At 60.7% G+C, this 17,275-nt stretch carries 11 protein-coding genes and 6 pseudogenes; 5 read left to right on the top strand and 12 right to left on the bottom strand.

Annotated features, from left to right (window positions below; genetic code table 11):
* Positions 1 to 109: 109 nt before the first annotated feature.
* The 4 genes from KB879_RS38565 to KB879_RS38550 all read right to left on the bottom strand — a co-directional run bounded on the left by KB879_RS38565 (position 110) and on the right by KB879_RS38550 (position 4,365).
* Complete coding sequence (locus KB879_RS38565) at positions 110 to 982, bottom strand: citryl-CoA lyase (protein WP_211983139.1); 873 nt, start codon at positions 980 to 982, stop codon at positions 110 to 112.
* Complete coding sequence (locus KB879_RS38560) at positions 979 to 2,178, bottom strand: CaiB/BaiF CoA-transferase family protein (protein WP_211983137.1); 1,200 nt, start codon at positions 2,176 to 2,178, stop codon at positions 979 to 981. Before KB879_RS38560 ends, KB879_RS38565 begins: the two co-directional genes overlap by 4 nt.
* 21 nt (positions 2,179 to 2,199) lie before the next feature.
* Positions 2,200 to 3,219: a tripartite tricarboxylate transporter substrate binding protein gene (locus tag KB879_RS38555; RefSeq protein ID WP_211983135.1), complete on the bottom strand. Its 1,020-nt coding sequence runs from the start codon at positions 3,217 to 3,219 to the stop codon at positions 2,200 to 2,202.
* A gap of 117 nt (positions 3,220 to 3,336) precedes the next feature.
* Positions 3,337 to 4,365 (bottom strand): amidohydrolase, encoded by a 1,029-nt coding sequence (locus tag KB879_RS38550; RefSeq protein WP_211983133.1) that lies wholly within the window; start codon positions 4,363 to 4,365, stop codon positions 3,337 to 3,339.
* A gap of 189 nt (positions 4,366 to 4,554) precedes the next feature.
* Between KB879_RS38550 and KB879_RS38545 the strand changes: the two genes are divergently transcribed.
* Positions 4,555 to 5,376 carry an IclR family transcriptional regulator gene (locus KB879_RS38545; RefSeq protein ID WP_211983131.1) on the top strand — a complete coding sequence of 274 codons (822 nt, stop codon included), beginning with the start codon at positions 4,555 to 4,557 and terminating at the stop codon, positions 5,374 to 5,376.
* A 275-nt stretch (positions 5,377 to 5,651) separates the two neighbouring features.
* On the opposite strand, the pseudogene KB879_RS38540 reads toward KB879_RS38545, so the two are convergent.
* The 3 pseudogenes from KB879_RS38540 to KB879_RS40060 form a co-directional block, all read right to left on the bottom strand.
* Positions 5,652 to 6,007: pseudogene (locus KB879_RS38540) on the bottom strand (transposase); the annotation flags it as partial.
* Positions 6,001 to 6,141: pseudogene (locus KB879_RS40065) on the bottom strand (group II intron reverse transcriptase/maturase); the annotation flags it as partial. The pseudogenes KB879_RS38540 and KB879_RS40065, both read right to left, overlap by 7 nt.
* Before the next feature lie 455 nt (positions 6,142 to 6,596).
* Positions 6,597 to 6,779 (bottom strand): annotated as a pseudogene (locus KB879_RS40060) (IS110 family transposase); the annotation flags it as partial.
* A gap of 5 nt (positions 6,780 to 6,784) precedes the next feature.
* On the opposite strand from KB879_RS40060, the pseudogene KB879_RS38535 reads away from it, so the two are divergent.
* A pseudogene (locus KB879_RS38535) lies at positions 6,785 to 7,047 on the top strand (transposase); the annotation flags it as partial.
* 156 nt (positions 7,048 to 7,203) lie between these two features.
* Here the strand turns inward: KB879_RS38535 and KB879_RS38530 are convergent.
* The 5 genes and pseudogenes from KB879_RS38530 to KB879_RS38510 form a co-directional block, all read right to left on the bottom strand.
* Positions 7,204 to 9,276 (bottom strand): recombinase family protein, encoded by a 2,073-nt coding sequence (locus KB879_RS38530; protein ID WP_211983129.1) that lies wholly within the window; start codon positions 9,274 to 9,276, stop codon positions 7,204 to 7,206.
* 712 nt (positions 9,277 to 9,988) lie between these two features.
* Complete coding sequence (locus tag KB879_RS38525; RefSeq protein ID WP_211983127.1) at positions 9,989 to 10,564, bottom strand: hemerythrin domain-containing protein; 576 nt, start codon at positions 10,562 to 10,564, stop codon at positions 9,989 to 9,991.
* Between the two features lie 338 nt (positions 10,565 to 10,902).
* Positions 10,903 to 11,670 (bottom strand): annotated as a pseudogene (locus KB879_RS38520) (IS256 family transposase); the annotation flags it as partial.
* Positions 11,621 to 11,965 carry a hypothetical protein gene (locus KB879_RS38515; RefSeq protein WP_211983125.1) on the bottom strand — a complete coding sequence of 115 codons (345 nt, stop codon included), beginning with the start codon at positions 11,963 to 11,965 and terminating at the stop codon, positions 11,621 to 11,623. The gene KB879_RS38515 and the pseudogene KB879_RS38520, both read right to left, overlap by 50 nt.
* A gap of 489 nt (positions 11,966 to 12,454) precedes the next feature.
* Complete coding sequence (locus KB879_RS38510) at positions 12,455 to 13,354, bottom strand: LysR substrate-binding domain-containing protein (protein WP_211983123.1); 900 nt, start codon at positions 13,352 to 13,354, stop codon at positions 12,455 to 12,457.
* A 180-nt stretch (positions 13,355 to 13,534) separates the two neighbouring features.
* Here KB879_RS38510 and KB879_RS38505 point away from each other — a divergent pair, with 180 nt between their 5' ends.
* The 3 genes and pseudogenes from KB879_RS38505 to KB879_RS38495 all read left to right on the top strand — a co-directional run bounded on the left by KB879_RS38505 (position 13,535) and on the right by KB879_RS38495 (position 17,274).
* Positions 13,535 to 14,809, top strand: coding sequence for a ribulose-bisphosphate carboxylase large subunit family protein (locus tag KB879_RS38505; RefSeq protein ID WP_211983121.1), 1,275 nt, complete (start codon positions 13,535 to 13,537; stop codon positions 14,807 to 14,809).
* A gap of 3 nt (positions 14,810 to 14,812) precedes the next feature.
* Positions 14,813 to 16,213: a four-carbon acid sugar kinase family protein gene (locus KB879_RS38500; RefSeq protein ID WP_211983120.1), complete on the top strand. Its 1,401-nt coding sequence runs from the start codon at positions 14,813 to 14,815 to the stop codon at positions 16,211 to 16,213.
* A gap of 41 nt (positions 16,214 to 16,254) precedes the next feature.
* Positions 16,255 to 17,274: pseudogene (locus KB879_RS38495) on the top strand (TRAP transporter substrate-binding protein).
* Position 17,275 lies beyond the last annotated feature (1 nt).

The following is a 17,275-nucleotide window of genomic DNA, read 5'->3' as shown; positions in this document are numbered from 1 at the left end:
CTGCTAGGCAGCCACAGGTGATCGATGGCCTGATGGGTCGGCTGCTACCGCTTCTTTTCGATGCATGCAGTCGTGTTCGTTTCGCTCGTCGCGAGACGGGATCAAAGTTTCAACGCTCCTGCGCCCCGAGCACGTCGCGCTGCGGCGTACCGTCATAGGTCCACAGGAACTGGCGCGGGATCGGTCCCTTGTTGCGGCCGCCTTGGTTGGTCTGCTCCCACGCATGCGCAAGGATGCCGACCGAGCGTGACAGACAGAACAGCCCGCGCGCCAGTGGTGCCGAGAAACCGAGTTCGGCATAGATGGCGGCGGTGGCGCCGTCGATATTCATCGGAATTGGCTTGCTGCGGCCTACCGCCAGTGCATCCTCGATGGCCAGGGCAATCGCCGCGTAGCGCCCGTTCACCACGCCATCGACCGCGGCCTGCTCCACCAGCGCGAGCAGGCGCGGCGCGCGCGGATCGACCGGATGGAAGCGGTGGCCAAAGCCCGATACGAACTTGCCGTACAGCTGGCGATAGTGCTGAAGCCCAGCGGCGACGGCATCGTCCAGGGCGCTGCCCGCGTCGATGCGGGCGGCGACGTCCTCATACAGTGCCACCGCTTGCTCGCCAGCACCGCCATGCACATCGCCCAGCACGTTGACGGCGGAGGCCATCGCATTGTTCAGCCCCACGCCACAGGTCGCGGCCATGCGTGCGATGGCGATGCTGGGCGCCTGCGGACCGTGGTCGACCGCGGCCATCAGCGCCGCGTCGAGCAACTCGCCTTGGCCCGGCTCGGGCAGCTCGCCGCGCAGCATCAGCCAGATCATCTGCGCGAACGAGACGCGGCCGATCAGTTGCTCGATGGGATAGCCGCGGTAGCGGATCTCGCCCGGGCGCATGTCGATGATTTCGGTGCGCCACCAGTCCTGCGACAGCCGCTGGCCGGCGTCCATGGTGCTATCCGCCCAATTCGGTTCCTTGTCGATGCCGCTCATACCGCGCGCTCCTCGCTGAGTTGGTTGATGTCCGCGTCGCTGTAGCCCAGGCTGCCCAGGATCTCGCGCGTATGCTGGCCCAGTTCGGGCGGCGGCGTGTCGACTGCCGGCGCCTCCCGGTTGAGCTTGAAGCCGGTTCGCACGACGCGGATGTCGCGGCCGACGCCGGGCGCATTGGCAAAGCCGCCGATCATGCCGCGGTCGCGCACCTGCGGATGCGCCAGCGTGTCGGGCACGCTCAGGACCGGACCTGCCGGCACGCCGGCGTCGTTCAGCAGCGGCCACCAGTCCGTGGCCGGCTTCTTGGCCAGTTCCGCTTCCAGTGCAGCGGTCAGCGCAGCGCGGTTGGCCAGCCGCGCCTGGCGCTGGGCAAAGCGTTCGTCGATGGCCAGCTCGGGCTTGCCCACCACGCGACACACGGCCTCGAACTGCTCCTGCTTGTTGGCGGCGATATTGAGCAGCCCGTCGCTGGTGCGGAAGGTGCCCGACGGGCTGGCGGTCATGTTCTCGTTGCCCATTGGCACCGGGTCCCTGCCCGCGATCAGGTGGTTGGACACGACCCAGCCCATGGTGGCAAGCGTGGCCTCCAGCATCGACACGTCAATGAAATAGCCCTCGGTGCGCTGGTGGTCCGCCAGCGACGCCGCCACGGCAAAGGCCGCGGTCAGGCCGCCGATGGTGTCCGAGACCGGGTATCCGACCCGGTACGGCGCGGTCTGCGCATCGCCGGTGATGCTCATCACGCCCGACATGCCCTGGATGATCTGGTCATAGGCCGGCAACTCCGCGAGCGGCCCGTCCTGGCCGAAGCCGGAAATCGCGCAGTAGATCAGGCGCGGGTTGTCCTGCTTCAGCGTTTCGTAGCCCAGGCCCAGCCGGTCCATCACGCCGGGCCGGAAGTTTTCGACCAGCACGTCGGCGCTGCGCACCAGCTTGCGGAACACTTCCTTGCCGCGCGCATGCTTGAGGTTAATGGTGATCGACTGCTTGCCGGGGTTCTGTGCCAGGAACGACACCCCCATCAGGCGCTGGTTCAGCTCGGCATCGGCGCCGAGCTGGCGCGCGAGGTCACCGGTGCCGGGAGTTTCCACCTTGATGACCTCGGCGCCCATATGGGCGAGCTGGTGGCAGCAGAAGGGCCCGGCCAGCACGTTGGTGAGGTCGAGCACGCGGATATTGCGCAGGGGCTTTTGCATGACAGGTTCCGATGGGATGGCTTATTCGACACGCGCGCCGGACTGACGCACAATGTCGCCCCAGCGTGTGTTCTCGCTCTGGATAAAGGCGCCAAGGTCCTTGGCCGAGCCGCCACGCGGCTCGCTGCCTTCTTCACGCAGCTTGCTGACGGTGTCCGGCTGCGCCAGCGCCTTGTTGACCTCGGCATTCAGGCGCACCACCACTTCCGGCGGCGTGCCGGCCGGTGCCACCAGTGCCTTCCAGTCTTCTGCCTGGAAGCCGGCATAGCCTGACTCTGCAATGGTAGGCACAGCTGACAGCAACGGCATGCGCTTGGCCGAGGTCACCGCCAGCGCGCGGACCTTTCCAGCCTTGATCATGGGCATGGCGATTGGGGGCGTCGCGAAATAGAAATCGGTCTGCCCGCCCATCAGGTCGGTCAGCGCCGGCGAGGCACCCTTGTACGGCACATGCAGCATCTTGATGCCGGCGCGCCGCGCGAACATCTCGCCGGTCAGGTGTCCGACCGTGCCGGTGCCGGCGGAAGCCATCGACAGTTGCTTCGACTTGGCCGCGGCCACCAGGTCGGCAACGTTCTTGTAAGGAGCGTCGTTGCGCACGATGAGCACCACAGGTTGTGCTGCTACCAGCGCCACCGGCGTGAAATCCTTCTGCGCGTTGTAAGGCATCTTGGGGTACAGCGTCGAGTTGATCGCCAGGTTGGCGGTCTGTCCCATGCCTAGCGTGTAGCCGTCTGGCTTTGCCTTGGCCACGCTGTCCAGCCCGATATTGCCGCCAGCGCCGGCGCGGTTCTCCACCACCACGTTCCACTTGGTGGCAATGCCGATCTTGTTGAACACCAGCCGCGACAGCACGTCGGTGCCGCCAGCGGGCGGGAATGGCACAATCAGGCGAACCGGCTTCGAGGGATAGACATCGGCTGCAACTGCGCTCGTGGCGCCAACGGCGAGCAACGCGGACAAGGCGCATCCGAGCAGCGCGCGAGCAACGGTATGTCCAGGTGCTGTGGCGATCCTGTGATTAATGAAATCGTGTTTCATATCGTCTCCAGTTCAGACGGCAAAAGGTCTCCGTCCGACGAGCGTTTTGCTCTGGTTTAGAAATCTGGAAAGGTGGCGCCTGCCGTCGGCTCTCAGGCAGCGCGCCGGTTTCGGCTGTCAGGTGGGTTCGTCGAGCCGATAGACGGCACTGGCAGTCCCCCGGAAAAGCGCATCGCGCTCAGCCGCACTGGCCTTTGCAGTCAGGCGCTTGAAGGCGTTCCAGCCGTTGCTGTAGGGGTACGAACCCTTGTCGACCGGAAAATTGCTTTCGAACATGCAGCGATCCGCGCCAAATGCCTCAATGCAGGTGAGCATCCAAGGCTTCCACGTTTCGGCGAGTTCGATCGACGACGGGGGCCGCTCACCCTGCTCAAAGTCAAAGCCGTTGATACGCATCCCCAGTCCACCCAGCTTGACATGCACGTTTGGCAGGCGAGCCAGTTTGCGCATGTCGCGCGACCAGCGTTCAAAGACTTCGGCTTGCTTGTCACGGTATTGACCGATGCGGACCACGCCGCCGCAGTGGTTGACGATGACCGTGATGTCCGGATTGGCTTTCGCCAGGTCAAACAATTCGGGCAGTTGCGGAAAGAACAGCCAGGCGTCGTAGGAAAGCCCAAGCTTGGACAACTCCGAGACCCCAGCGCGATACTGAGGATCCTGCAATAAGCCTTTGGGTGGCGCGGTGAGCGGATTGGCCAGCGACATGTCGGCATCCCAGGTGGTGAGATGTCGGACGCCACGAAAACGGCCATGCCCTGCCTCAATGTGTGCCTCTAGGACGCCGCGCACGGCGGCGCCCTGCCGTAGGTCTGCGTATCCAACTATCCCTTTGGCTACCTCGGCTTCGTCGGCCTGGGGCGCCGCGGTCGTTGCTATTACGAACTCGGTCTCGCCGACTGCACGTAGCGCGTCGGGGCCCGCCGTCCGGTAGCGGGTCAGCGCCTGCATGTAGACGGACGCACGGACGTTGTGTCCGGAGCGCAAGTCCCCCATATAGTCGTCGAGAAGGTAAGTCCAGCCTGGACGCTCGTAGAAGTGGTGATGCGCATCGACGATCGGCAACTCCGGTTCCAGCGCCGGTTCAATCCCGGCTGCCAGCCATTCCGGGCGAACGGGAAAATAGTTACCTATCAGCGTATTCATGGACAGTTTCGGTCTGGGGTGTCATGCAACAGGTCATTGGCGCGGAAGTTGTTCTTTTGAATAGAACATGGTTCTGCTGAAAAGAACTTTAGTACCGCGAGTGAGCGAGGAGTATGAGGGTATACGCTAATCCATCGATTCTTTAGACTTGTGTTCTACTAGGCAGAACTATTTGAAGCCCCCATCCCCATGGACGAGAACCAAACATCCGCAACGAGTGACGTTACCGACGCCGCTGCATCCGAGAGTTCCAGCGGCGTGGCAGTGCTGGACCGCGCCTTCGCCATCCTTGGCGCATTCGGCCCGACCGATGAGCGCCTGACGCTGACGGAGTTGTCGCGTCGCACGAGCTTGTACAAGAGCACTGTGTTACGTCTGCTCGCTGCCCTGGAGCACGGCGGCTTTATTCGCAAGCTGGAGGACGGACAGTATGCGATCGGCCCGCAACCCCTGCGGTTGGCGGCTATTTATCAGCGCTCGTTCCGTGTCGGTCCCGTCATCGAGCACCTGCTGGAGCAACTCAGCCGCGAACTCGGCGAGACCGCGTCGTTCTACGTCAGGCAAGGGGACCGGCGACTCGTGCTGTATCGCGTCGAGCCTGCGCGCGCCGTGCGTGTGTCCATTCGTGTCGGCGATGAATTCCCCATCGACCGCGGCGCCTCAGGCAAGGTGCTGCTCGCCTTCAGCGAGCCCAACGATCAGCGTTGGCGCGATGTGCGCGAGCGCCTTTGGGCAGTGTCATATGGAGAGCGGGATGCCGAAACCGCTGCTGCCTCAGCGCCTGTTCTCGGTGCCATGGGAGACCTGGTAGGAGCACTGACATTGTCCGGGCCGAAGCAGAGGCTCGGGCCTGCGCCGACCATGTTCGCGGCCGTGGCAACGCTGCTGAAGGCTGCCGGGCAGGCAACTGAGATTTTGGGCGGCAATAGAGCCCGTTTCGATGCCGGCATTGCTAAGCTGCATATAGAACAGCTCATCAGCGGCGGTGCCAACGCTCAGGAAACGATGTGACGTGCTTATATGAACACCGCCCGGGATGCCAGGATTCGTTGAAGGGTTTTGGCTTGTAGGTATCGGTTGCTATCTTATACATGGCCCCCCCTCTTTGCCAATGACTTGCTCTACGGCGTGCAGGAGATGGATTGCCTTATACATACGGCCTGCGCGATGGCGCTCGTACGCGCCTGGCCCCAATGGATTTCGCTCGGCGACCCCTTCATATATCCGCGGCCTTGTAGGCCCTAAGTCTGCGCTGGATCTGTCACCGACGGTCCAACCTGTTTGCCAATCAGATGGACGATGCAGGTCTGCAGCATCGTTTGGGGGAACACCGCGTTCAGGGCCTGCTCCATACCCTTGAGGCCGTCAGTCACCGCGATCAGGATGTCTTGCGTGCCACGGGTCTTCAGGTCATTGAGCACCTTCATCCAGAACTTGGCACCTTCGGTGGACTCGATCCACAGGCTCAGGATGTCGCGCGTGCCGTCTGGCAGCACGCCCAAGGCCAGGTAGACGGCCTTGTTGCGCGCACGGTCATGCCACGGACGTACATGGCGATGATCTTGTCGTCGAAACCGGTGAAGCGCCGTTCGTGCTTAGGAATCAGGATCGGATCGAAGCTGCCGTCGCGGTCGCTCGGGATGCTTTCATCAGCAGTCCATGATCGATCTGATCAAAGGCTGCCTTGATGTCAAATTCAACTACCCAGTCATATCGCCAGCAGCGTTCACGAGTGATCGCCACCGCCTGCTTCGCCGACCGCCCCTGTCGGGAACCTGGCGTCCCACCACACCCTGGCGCGCAGGCTCGAAATAACGAAGGTACGATCCAGCGTATTGCCGACGAGACCCAGGTCCGCGCGCTTTGCTGGCCTCGACCTTGACCTGTGACGGCGTTCATTCGCGCCTACGCTGGCGTGGTGTACATAAGCGGTTCTTGTGATGCCGAAAGCGTGGAAATTTGAGCAAGAATGGTGATGGATGAGGGAGAGGTTCCCTCAGGGAGCGTGCACGCACGCGCGTGAGGGAAGATGTCGTCTTTATTGTGTCGAGCAATAAAGGAGGCCGCGTCGGATTGCAAGCGGTCCAGGGTGACACCGAGGGTGATCGCCTTGTGGCGGTATTGCGCCTGCTGCTGGCCCCGGCCTGACCACGCTGGCTGAGGGGCGCTTGGCATTGGAGGACCTCCCGCAGAACTTGTCGATAGCGGAGTCACTCGCACTGCCCGTAGCCTGCTCCCGTTATCCACTCCGGAAGGGCGGTAGCCTTCCCAGAAAGGACTACACGTGCAGCGCTCTCCGCGTCCGTGGGATCCGACCTCCCTCGAGACCGGCGCGCCGCCCGGTCAGGACGATTGACTTCCAGTACCTCGATCTCGTGATCGCGTAGCACGCGGGCCGGGCCAGCTCCGTAAGAAGCGGCTGCGGGAACGATTCGGTGTCGGGCCTCAGACCGCTGCGGTGCTGGTTGCCGTTGCTGGTGACAACCCAGAACGCCTGAAAAGCCAAGCTGCACAAGCAGGCCTTTGTGGCACCAGTCCTTTGCATCCCACGCCTACGTTGAGCGCCGAACGAACGAAGGCATGTCGAAAAAGGAAATCCATCGCTGCCTCAAGCGCTATATCGTCAGGGAGCTGTACTCACTCATCCTGGCCGATCTGGCCGATTCGACGCGCGCCGCTTGACATAGGAGCGTCATCGCGGTGATGGAGCGGTTCTTCCTGAACCTGAAGATGGAGCGCGTGTGGCAGCGTTAATACGCCGACCACGACGAGGCCCGGTGCAATATCACCCATTACATCGTTGGCTTTTACAAGTATGTTTCATACTGCCCCACCTCGCTATGTGGTTGATAAGTCTAGAGAACCTTGCCGCGTCGTTGGCATTGTGGGGTGGCCACGCCGTGCCTGGGCACGCGCCACGAGGTCGGCAACGCGATCGGCAGCGAGGGAATGACGATTGAAGATCCACGGTCCATTGGGCAATGGGTGCTCTGCGGCGACTTCGCCGCGTTCGACCGCAAGCCTGAGGGTCTTGGGACTAATACCAATGAAGGCCGCAGCCTCGGTCAGATTCATCCATCCTTCGGCGGTCCGCTGCTCGCTTGAATAGACGGCAATCCGATGGTGGCTTCGCAGCGCAGTGACACGTTCCTGTGTCCAGTAATTGCCGCGTCCGGTTCGAAGGTCATTGCGATTGAGTATGCTGGCGATCAGCAAATCGGGACAGATCCGGGCAAGTGAGCGTACGGCATCAATTGCTTCGGGGGAAGTATGAGAGGCGTTCTGTCCGCGGCGCCGTCGTGGCACCCGAACCTCGGTATGTACGCCGCCTTTCCAGTGGATCACAAGCACGATTTCGTTCGTTGCATTGTCCACATCGACGACCACTTCATGGATCAACGTTCGTACAATACGCTTCCTCAGGCGGGCGTCGGCCTCTGGCCATATGGACTCCAGCGCCGTAGCAAGGTCGGCAAACTCCTCTGGCATTGCTGAGGGGATCTGGCCGGATGCGCCTACCTGTTGCTCGATGCGCGATTGCAGTTCCTTGACCCTCAACAGGGCATCATTCCAGCGCCGCTCCAACTCGTCGGCGACCAGTCGATTCTCGGGGTCGGCAGCGTCATACTGCTTCTGCGCCCGCTGCGCGGCATAGCGGGCCGCCTGCAGATCTCGCTGCAGCGCTGCCAGCACCTCATCTTGTTTCCGCGTCTCTTCTTCGCGAGCCACGATAGCTGCCTCGATTGCTGCAGGTTGAACGACCTGAAGGACCGCCTGTGCAATGGCCGCGTCGATGCGTGTGCCACCGAATGCGATACAACGGGGCTGCCCTTTGTCCAGCCAGGCGCGATGACAGGAGTAGCGCAAGGCGTCATGCTGCTGGCCCGTGTAGTGTAGCGTGAGCTTGCTCGCGCAGCGACGGCACCGCAGCAGCCCCGCCAACAAAGCCTCCCCGCTCTTCGGCGCACCAGCATGTCCGGCCATCCGCACGTTGGCACTGATCGCGCGCTGGATTCGTTCGAACTCGTCCCAGGCAACGTACCCATCATGGGCTTCGGGAATCAGCGACAGCCATTGATCTCGCGGCTTGCGGCGATCACGCTTACGTGGTTCGCCGTCTTCATAGTGAATCGTGCATTCCGTCTTGCCATAGGCATATGCGCCGCCGTAAATCGGATTGGTCAGGATCTGGTAGACCGTGCCGTAGCTGGGTCGCTTCCAGTGGATTTCTCCGCGCGGTGTGCACGCCGGAAGCTGCAGCCCGTGCTCGAGGAACCATAGCAGTGTCTGGCGTACCGAACCGATCGCGCCGAACTGGCGGAACACCGACCGGATGGCCTCCTGCACACGCAAATCCGGATCCTTCTCCAGGCGCTGGTCTTCGGTCTTACGGTAGCCAACCGGCGCTGCTACGATGAGCTCGCCTCGCTTGGCCTTCTCCCGCCGTGCTTCCAGCGACCGCTGACGCAGCAGGTCCAACTCGTATTCGTTGAGGCTGCCCTTCAGCCCGAGCAGCAAGCGATCATTGCTCTGTCGTGGGGCGTAAACAGTTTCCTGATCGACCAGCACAGTGTCGACGACTCGGCAGACTTCGACCAGTTGCTGCCACTCGCGACTGTTGCGTGCGAATCGCGACACCTCGCGCGCGGCAACAGCGCCGACGCGGCCAAGGCAAACCTCTGCCACCATGCGCTCGAATCCCGTACGCGTCTGAGTTCCGGCCGCAGAGCGACCAAGATCCTCATCAATAACCTCGACCTCATGCCAGCCTAACTGGTGCAGCCGATCCTGCATCGCATACTGCAGTTTCTGGCTTTCCAGGTTGTGGTTGACCTGGTACGCCGACGACTGACGGACGTACAGCACGGCTTTGCGTGCCAGATGCTGCGCTCTGATCTTGTCACTCATCATCGGCCTCCCGTTCGTGCACGGTGGCGAGCAGCCCCCCGTCGGTGTTGCCGCAGCAGTTGCGCGAGCAAGCGGATCGTCTGCTGTCGGACCTCCGGCGGCAGGGTTGTCCACTGGGGCGTCTTTGGACAAGGATGGAACAGGTCGAGTTGATTGCCCGGTAGCGGGCTCGTCACGCGTCGCATCAGCACCTCCTGTTTGGGACAAAGGATGGTGCTGCGCTTGTACCATACTGGCTTGGACGGCAAGCGACCTATCGGCCAGCAAGCGTCTCAACTTTCGGAGCGCTTCACAGTTGACTACGGGGGACGCTGCAGAGGTGAGATGACAACAAACTATCGGATCGAACATCCACTGGGGCACCTCCAGCACGCGCGCCGACTCGCGCGAGTCCAGCGCACAGCGCAGAACGATCTCCCCATTCTTCGTGACTGTGTTGAAGATCCACACCCTGCGACCATACCAAGGGTGCCAGCGATACAGAACTTCCCTTGAGTCGGTAATGTGGGCGTTGTGTTGACGGCTTGTACAACCCGGTGCGTTTGCACACAACCCTGGGGTATCTGTCGCCCGCTGCCCACGAGGCGAAATCGACAGTGAAACAACCTATCTGCCTGTCTGAAATAACTGACCACTAGAAAAAAATAAACGGGGCTTTCGCCGCTTTGTGGACATCGCACCTGCTCCCCCTGAAGCGGCCGTTCGGCGCTCTGATCTAAGGTTCCTTTATGACCCTGACGATCGTTGCAAAGAGGCGGCCGAAATCTGCCTCTACCGTGACGCCGCCGAACGGATCGCGGTTTGAGCCAAACGCCTCATCCAGTTCCTTCCAGTCCTCCTCCGTTAGCCATTGACGCGCGGCAGGCAGAATCACCTCTTCTTCCAGACGCCTGTGATTTGCGGAGAACGCAGCATAATCTTCGACCATCTCGCGCAACACCGGGAGCGCAGACTCGCCAGACAGCTCGTATCGGGTGAACTCATGTTCGATGTCTCGCATCCGCGCTTTGCCCTGAACGTGCTGTTCCTCTAGCTCGTCGATGGTTTTGTCAAGGTCGTTAGCACGGTGCCGCAAGCGCGCGAACAGATAGCGCTCTTCCTTGGGATGATGTAGCCGCTCCGGATATTCGCTAATGTAAAACAGCATGGACCGAAACATCACCGGCCTAGGCACATCTACGCCGGCACCGAGCAGTTTGACAAGGCGTTGCATGCCAGTGATGACCATCGATAGCTGCTGATGTTCCTTATGGATGACCAGTACGGCTTTTCTCCCTGCCGGCGTTTGCATACCATCCCCCTCACTTCTGGACGGGGCATCTCCGGAACCCCATGTAAGAAGTATAGAGGGCGCGACGCGTAACCCCACGATCTGCATCCAAGGTCAGTGACGACCAGATCCAGGTCCACTATCGGCCTCAACTTGTCAGGATGAGAGGGTTGCCATGGCGGCTAGAGCGTAAGTTGTTAGATGTCAAGCACTTACAAGGTGATGTATGGGGCCCACATGAGCTGGTGGCTATGGCTGAGGAACTATGGACACAAGACGCCCGCGACAATCGGCTTGAGCGCGGTCGCCAGGCCCTTGCGATCCTACCCGGCCGCGCAAATCCAGACCTGCATCGTGCCGGCCTCGATTGCCTGGGGGAAGCCGCGCAGGCAATCGACCACGGCGATCAGGATGTCCTCCAGGCCGCGGTTCTTCAGTTCGTTGAAGACCTTGAGCCAGAACTTGGCGCCTTCGGTCTGCTCGATCCACAGGCCGAGGACTTCCTTGCGCCCATCGGCGCGGATGCCCAGCGCGAGGTACACCGCCTTGTTCCTGACGGTGCCTTCGTCGCGGATCTTCAGGCGCAGCGCGTCGAAGTAGACAATGGGGTACATCGCCTCCAGCGGACGCTGCTGCCATTGTTCGACCTCGGCCAGCACTTCGTCGGTGATGGTGGAAATCAGGTCGGGCGAGACCTGCAGCCCATACAGTTCCTGCAAATGGCCCTGAATCTCACGCACGCTCATCCCGCGTGCATACATGCTGATTACGTGGTCGTCGAAGCCGGACAGCCGGCGTTGGTACTTGGCGACCAGTTGCGGCTCGAAGGTGGCTTGCCGGTCGCGCGGAATGTCCAGTTCCAGCTCGCCGTTGGGCGTGATGACGGTCTTTGCACTGCTGCCGTTGCGGTGATTGCCGCTCTTGCCTTGCTTGGCCTCGCTGGCCAGATGGTGCGTCAGTTCGGCGGCAAGCATACGCTCGGCCAACTGCTTCTTGAGCAGGCCGGCCAAGCCTGATTCACCGAGAATCGACTCGGCGTCCTTGTTCTGTACCTGAGCCAGCAGTTGATCGATCAACTCATCCGGAAACAGCTTCGGCGCGCTCGATTTCTTGCTCTTCTTGGTCATGCTTGTTGTTTCGGTCATAAGGGCGTTTCTTTCGATATCGTCTCATGACCTCAACACACAAGAAATCTGACAGGCTCACAAGCACGGGGTCACCCTTCGAGAACTCGCGCTCGATGGCTAGAAGCGGCTTCGGACTGGCAACAAAGCGCTCGACCGCGTCGAGCAGTGACACCGACACGAAACCTCGCGTGGCTACGATACTTGGCAACATGCGCTGCCAGTTGTCGATCCACATGCGTGATGCTGCCTGTTCGGCCGCGTCGACCATCCGAACATTGAGCACATCAGCGCTCAACTCAAGGCCCTTCTTCGCTTCTTCATCGATAACTGGATTCGGTAGGAGTACTAACTCCTGGCGGTCGGAGTATGAGATCAGGAAGTCTGCAAGGTACCGCCGTCCGCGACACTGAACGAACCCGGGACGCTTGTTCTATCCGGGCTGGAGCGGCATCGACGTGGCGGCGTTGCCATCCAGCTTCCACGTGGTGGGCGCCACCCCGCATGACTGGCCGGATCGGATTCGATCAAGACCCATTGGTCGAACGCACAGCTTCGGTAGAAAGTGAGCCGCCGCTTCCGTAGAACAAAGGAAAGTTGTCACCGACTCCTGTCTTCAATTCGCGTGACAACGGCAGCGAAACCGCACGCGACATCAATGACATCAATGACTTAAACAAAGCGAAGGAAAGTTGTCACCACGGAAGGATCGCGAACTGTCAATCCAGCGTGTACAACGCGCGGAAACCAGACTTTCAGAACAAAGATTCCAAGACAATAGTCCAGGCTAAGCCATTGCACGATTTTGTCTCTCGTCTGCGCGTAGCTCGCCGCTTAGCCAATCGATCAACCGCTTGGTCTCGGAACGCCCCGTTAGGTGCGAGGCCACCCAAATCGTGAGCCTGTTGGGCCCAGCAACGAAGCCGAACGGCGCGACCAAAGTGCCGCTGTTCAGGTCGTCCTGAACCAGCATGCGCGGTACGTTGGCGATGCCCAATCCACATCGGGCTGCCTGGATCAGTAGATAAAAGTGCGGAAATCCCTCATCTAAAATTAGTTCTCCTATCTCCGGGGCATAACATTCCTTCCATTCCAACCAAGCACGTTCACGAGTGTGTGAATAGATTAGCCGGGCCCGCTGCAAGTCTGTGGTCGTGCGTAGCTCGAGTGTCCTTAGGTATTCGGGTGAGCATACAGGGCCTACCCATTCACTGCAAATATCTGTGCGGATGACATCCCGCGGCGGTTCCTGCGACGACAAGCGAATGGCTACGCTTACCTTGTCGCGCGTGAAGTCGAGGGGCCCCGACGTCATGTGGTACTGCAGGAGCACGTCAGGATTCTTCTGTTGGAAGTTGGACAGTCGGGGCAGTACCCAGTACATCATGATGGATGTTGAGCACGCGAGCGTCAGCGGCCCAGGCTTAAGCTGATCGACGCTGCTTTGGATTTCATCAAAGCCACGCTTCAAACCGGCAGCAAGACGCTGGCCTTCCGGCGTAGGTTCTGCGCCTTGGGCCGTACGCCGCAGCAGGGATATCCCGAAGGTTTCCTCGAGCATGCGGACTTGGCGGCTGACGGCGCCATGGGTAACAGCCAGTTCCTCTGCAGCGGCGCTGAAACTGCAATGCCGCGCGGTAGCCTCAAAGGCGCGCAATGCATTCAATGAAACGCGTCGGGCAACCATACATCTTCTCCTTCCATAAAAAACGGACGACTCGCTGCGCGGCTAACGATGTGAGTTTTTCTCACAGGGTGAAAAGATTATATCGCTTGCTACGCCCTACCCGCCTACCTAAGATCGTCTCATCCACAAGCTTCGGTGTCACGATTGCCCGGCTGCTGGGAGAAAAAATCAGAGGAACCCATGACTATTACCGCTGCACGCGCCGAGTTTACTGCTCGGTACTTCGTTGAGAGCTCGCTTCCCGCCGAGAAGATTGCGCAAGTCATCGCCGGCGAGCAATCAAGTGGCACCTTTTTGACCCTGCCCGGCGAAACTGCCCAGCTCAAGGAGCGCTCCCGCGCCCGTGTCGTGAATATTCATTCATTACCGCCAACGCTAGAGCCTTCACTGCGGAGCGCCTATGTCGAACGCCGCGGCAGCCATGGCGTATTTCACCGCGCCGAAATTGAGATCGCTTTCCCAATCGAAAATGTTGGCCCCAATCTGCCGGTTTTGCTCGCAACCTTGGCCGGCAACTTGTTCGAGTTAGGGGAAGTCACTGGTCTCCGCCTGCTTGACCTGGATATGCCGGTGGACTATGCGTCTCGATTTCCGGGACCCGCATTCAGCATCGAAGGCACCCGCCGCCTGGCGGGCGTTCATGGCAGGCCAATGATCGGTACCATCGTCAAGCCCAGCATCGGGCTCACCGCGGAACAGACTGCCGCGATGGTTGACGACCTCTGCGGTGCTGGCATCGACTTCATCAAAGATGATGAGCTGATAGCCAATCCTCCGTACGAACCGTTCGAGCGCCGCGTGGCGGCTGTGATGTCGGTGCTGCACAAGCATGCCGACCGTCTGGGGCGCATGCCGATGTACGCGTTCAATATCTCGGGCTCGATCGATGACATGCTGCGCCAGCACGATACGGTACTGCAGGCCGGCGGCACGTGCGTGATGGTAAGCGTCAACTGGGCAGGATTCGCGGGCGTGGAACACCTGCGGCGGCACTCACAACTGCCAATCCATGGCCACCGCAACGGTTGGGGCAGCCTAACGCGCCATCCCGCGCTCGGCTTTAGCTTTGAGGCCTACCAGAAGCTTTGGCGCCTGGCCGGTGTCGATCATCTGCATGTCAACGGCTTGCGCAGCAAATTTTGGGAGGCGGATGAGTCGGTGCTGTGCTCTGCGCGCGCCTGCCTGTCTCCATTTGCCGGTGTACCGGCAGTAATGCCGGTGTTCTCATCGGGACAATGGGCCGCCCAAGCGCCGGATATGTATCGGCAGCTGCAATCGACGGACCTCATGCATCTTGCCGGCGGCGGCATCATCGGCCACCCGGACGGCATTCGTGCCGGCGTCGCCAGCATGCGCGAAGGCTGGGATGCCGCAGTCGCCGGGAAAAGCCTTGACTCCGATGCCTTAACCCACCCGGCGCTCGCCCGCGCCCTCTCTCACTTCGGGCGGATGTGAAGCATGGATGCCAAGCCACAGCTGCGCCTGGCTTTTTACGGCGACGACTTCACCGGCTCCACCGATGCGCTGGAAGTGCTTGCATTCGCCGGACTGCGCTGCGCCCTGTTCCTGAAGCCGCCCAGCGTCGAGACGCTTAACGCACTGGGCTCGTTCGATGCCATTGGCGTCGCTGGCGACAGCCGTAGCATGTCCCCCGAGGAAATGGATCAAACCCTGCCGCACACGCTGGGCGCGCTGGCAGCTCTACCTGTGCCGTTGGTGCATTACAAGGTCTGTTCCACCTTTGACAGTTCCGCCGCCGTCGGAAGTATCGGCCGCGTCATGGATCTCGCTCGCAAAGCATTCGGTGCGGGCCCTATTCCGATTGTCGCGGCAACGCCTGCGCTCGGCCGGTATTGCGCCTTCGGCAACCTCTTTGCCCGCTCTGGCACGGATGGTCTGGTGTACCGGCTGGATCGCCACCCCATCATGAGCCGCCATCCGATCACGCCGATGTCCGAAGCAGACTTGGCAGCGCACTTGGGGGCGCAAACTCGCCAGGTTATCGCCAAGTTCACGCTGCCGCTGTACGAAGCAGGGCACCCAGCGATGGATAGCGAGCTGGCAGGCATCTCTTTGAGCGAGTCAGGCGGCATCGTTTTCGACGGAACTACCTCAGCCCATCTGACGCAAGTCGGACGCCTACTCGAACGTCTCAGCGCCGGCCGCTCCCGTCCGCTGTTCTGTGTCGGCTCATCGGGACTGGAATACGCGGTTACCCAATGGTGGCGCGAGGCTGGAAAGGCAGCCGCCGTGGATACCACGCAATATGAATACTTCAAAGCCATCCCGCAGGTACTCGCCGTTTCCGGCAGCGCTTCGCCACTAAGCAAGATGCAGGTCGACGCCGCCATTGCGCATGGATTTGTCGACCTTGCTGTAGATGCATCCAGCCTGGTCGCGGATGAACGATGGGAAGCCGAGTTGGAGCGCCTGCATGGCGAGGCGGTGGCGGCATTGCGTGCGGGGCGTAGCGTCATGGCACACACTGCCCGCGGTCCCAACGATGACCGGATCGCGGCAATGACATCGCTGCTGATAGGGCAAGGCATGAGCAAGGACATGGCCAAGCACGTTGGCGGGCGGCTGCTTGCACAGCGCTTAGGCGGCCTTGTCGATGGCGTATTACGTGCGGTGCGCATCAAGCGCCTGCTCGTTTCGGGCGGCGACACCTCCAGCCATGTCACCCAGCACCTAGCGCCCGACGCATTGGTAGTTGCCGCCCGCTTTGCGCCTGGTGCGCCGCTGTGCCGTGTGCTTTCGGATCAGCCGCATCTTGCCGACCTAGAGATTGCACTGAAGGGTGGCCAGATGGGCCAGCCCGATTATTTTATCAAAGCTCTACACGGCACTGAAGTGTAGAAACCCGAAGATGTTATCAGAACGATAAGGAGACAGGAACCATGAATCGATTCACACGCCGTCAAGTCTTGATCAGCGCCGTAGCTGCAGTGGCCGCTCCAGCGCTGATCATGCCGAAGTTTGCTCGCGCCGCTGAAATCAGTCTCAAGTTCGGCACCAATCTGCCGGCAAACCATCCGCTGAACATCCGCGCCAACGAGGCAGCCGAACGCATCCTGAAGGAAACGGGAGGACAGGTTCAAATCAATGTCTTCCCCAACAATCAGCTCGGAAACGATGCCGACATGCTGTCTCAATTGCGAGCCGGAGCAATCGATTTTTTCACAGTCTCCGGCGTGAATGTCTTATCACAGATGGTGCCGGTGTCGTCGATGTACGGGCTAGGCTTTGCTTTCCCTAACGACGATGCTGTGCACAAGGCACTGGACGGCGATCTGGGCAAGTACCTGCGCAGTCAGTTCACCAAAGTCGGGCTGATGGCCATGGACAATATCTGGAGTTCGGGCTTCCGCCAGATCACCAACAGCGTTCGGCCGATTAAGACGCCCAGTGATCTCAAAAACCTGAAGATACGCGTCCCGGTGAGTCCGCTGTGGACATCACTGTTCCAGCATCTTGGCGCGGCGCCGGCTTCAATCAATTTCGCCGAAGTGTACTCGTCGCTGCAAACCAAGGTCGTTGATGGCCAGGAAAACCCGCTGTCTATCATCTCGATCGCCAAACTCTACGAAGTGCAGAAGTATTGCTCCATGACGAATCACATGTGGGATGGCTACTAGTGCATGAGCAGCGTGAAAGCATGGAACCGCTTGCCGGAAAAGGTGCGACCGATCGTGGCGCAACACCTTAACCGCTCGGCCCTAGACGTGCGTGGCGACGTCGCCAAGTTGAACACCTCGCTACACAGCGATCTGCAGGCCAAGGGAATGGTTTTCAACACGCCGGATCCGGCTCCGTTCCGCGCCATGCTGTCGAAGTCGGGTTTTTATGCCGAGTGGCGCAAGAAATACGGCGAGGAAGCATGGGCAATGTTGGAGAAGTACACCGGGAAATTGGGGTGAG

It is taken from the genome of Cupriavidus sp. KK10 (genome assembly GCF_018223725.1).
GTDB lineage: Bacteria > Pseudomonadota > Gammaproteobacteria > Burkholderiales > Burkholderiaceae > Cupriavidus > Cupriavidus necator.
This window is presented reverse-complemented; position numbering and strand designations above follow the sequence as displayed.

Excerpts from the sequence above, each read along its gene's own strand:
- KB879_RS38565 (WP_211983139.1), bottom strand. The coding sequence starts at position 982 with ATGAGCGGCATCGACAAGGAACCGAATTGGGCGGATAGCACCATGGAC.
- KB879_RS38560 (WP_211983137.1), bottom strand. The coding sequence starts at position 2,178 with ATGCAAAAGCCCCTGCGCAATATCCGCGTGCTCGACCTCACCAACGTG.
- KB879_RS38555 (WP_211983135.1), bottom strand. The coding sequence starts at position 3,219 with ATGAAACACGATTTCATTAATCACAGGATCGCCACAGCACCTGGACAT.
- KB879_RS38550 (WP_211983133.1), bottom strand. The coding sequence starts at position 4,365 with ATGAATACGCTGATAGGTAACTATTTTCCCGTTCGCCCGGAATGGCTG.
- KB879_RS38545 (WP_211983131.1), top strand. The coding sequence starts at position 4,555 with ATGGACGAGAACCAAACATCCGCAACGAGTGACGTTACCGACGCCGCT.
- KB879_RS38530 (WP_211983129.1), bottom strand. The coding sequence starts at position 9,276 with ATGATGAGTGACAAGATCAGAGCGCAGCATCTGGCACGCAAAGCCGTG.
- KB879_RS38525 (WP_211983127.1), bottom strand. The coding sequence starts at position 10,564 with ATGCAAACGCCGGCAGGGAGAAAAGCCGTACTGGTCATCCATAAGGAA.
- KB879_RS38510 (WP_211983123.1), bottom strand. The coding sequence starts at position 13,354 with ATGGTTGCCCGACGCGTTTCATTGAATGCATTGCGCGCCTTTGAGGCT.
- KB879_RS38505 (WP_211983121.1), top strand. The coding sequence starts at position 13,535 with ATGACTATTACCGCTGCACGCGCCGAGTTTACTGCTCGGTACTTCGTT.
- KB879_RS38500 (WP_211983120.1), top strand. The coding sequence starts at position 14,813 with ATGGATGCCAAGCCACAGCTGCGCCTGGCTTTTTACGGCGACGACTTC.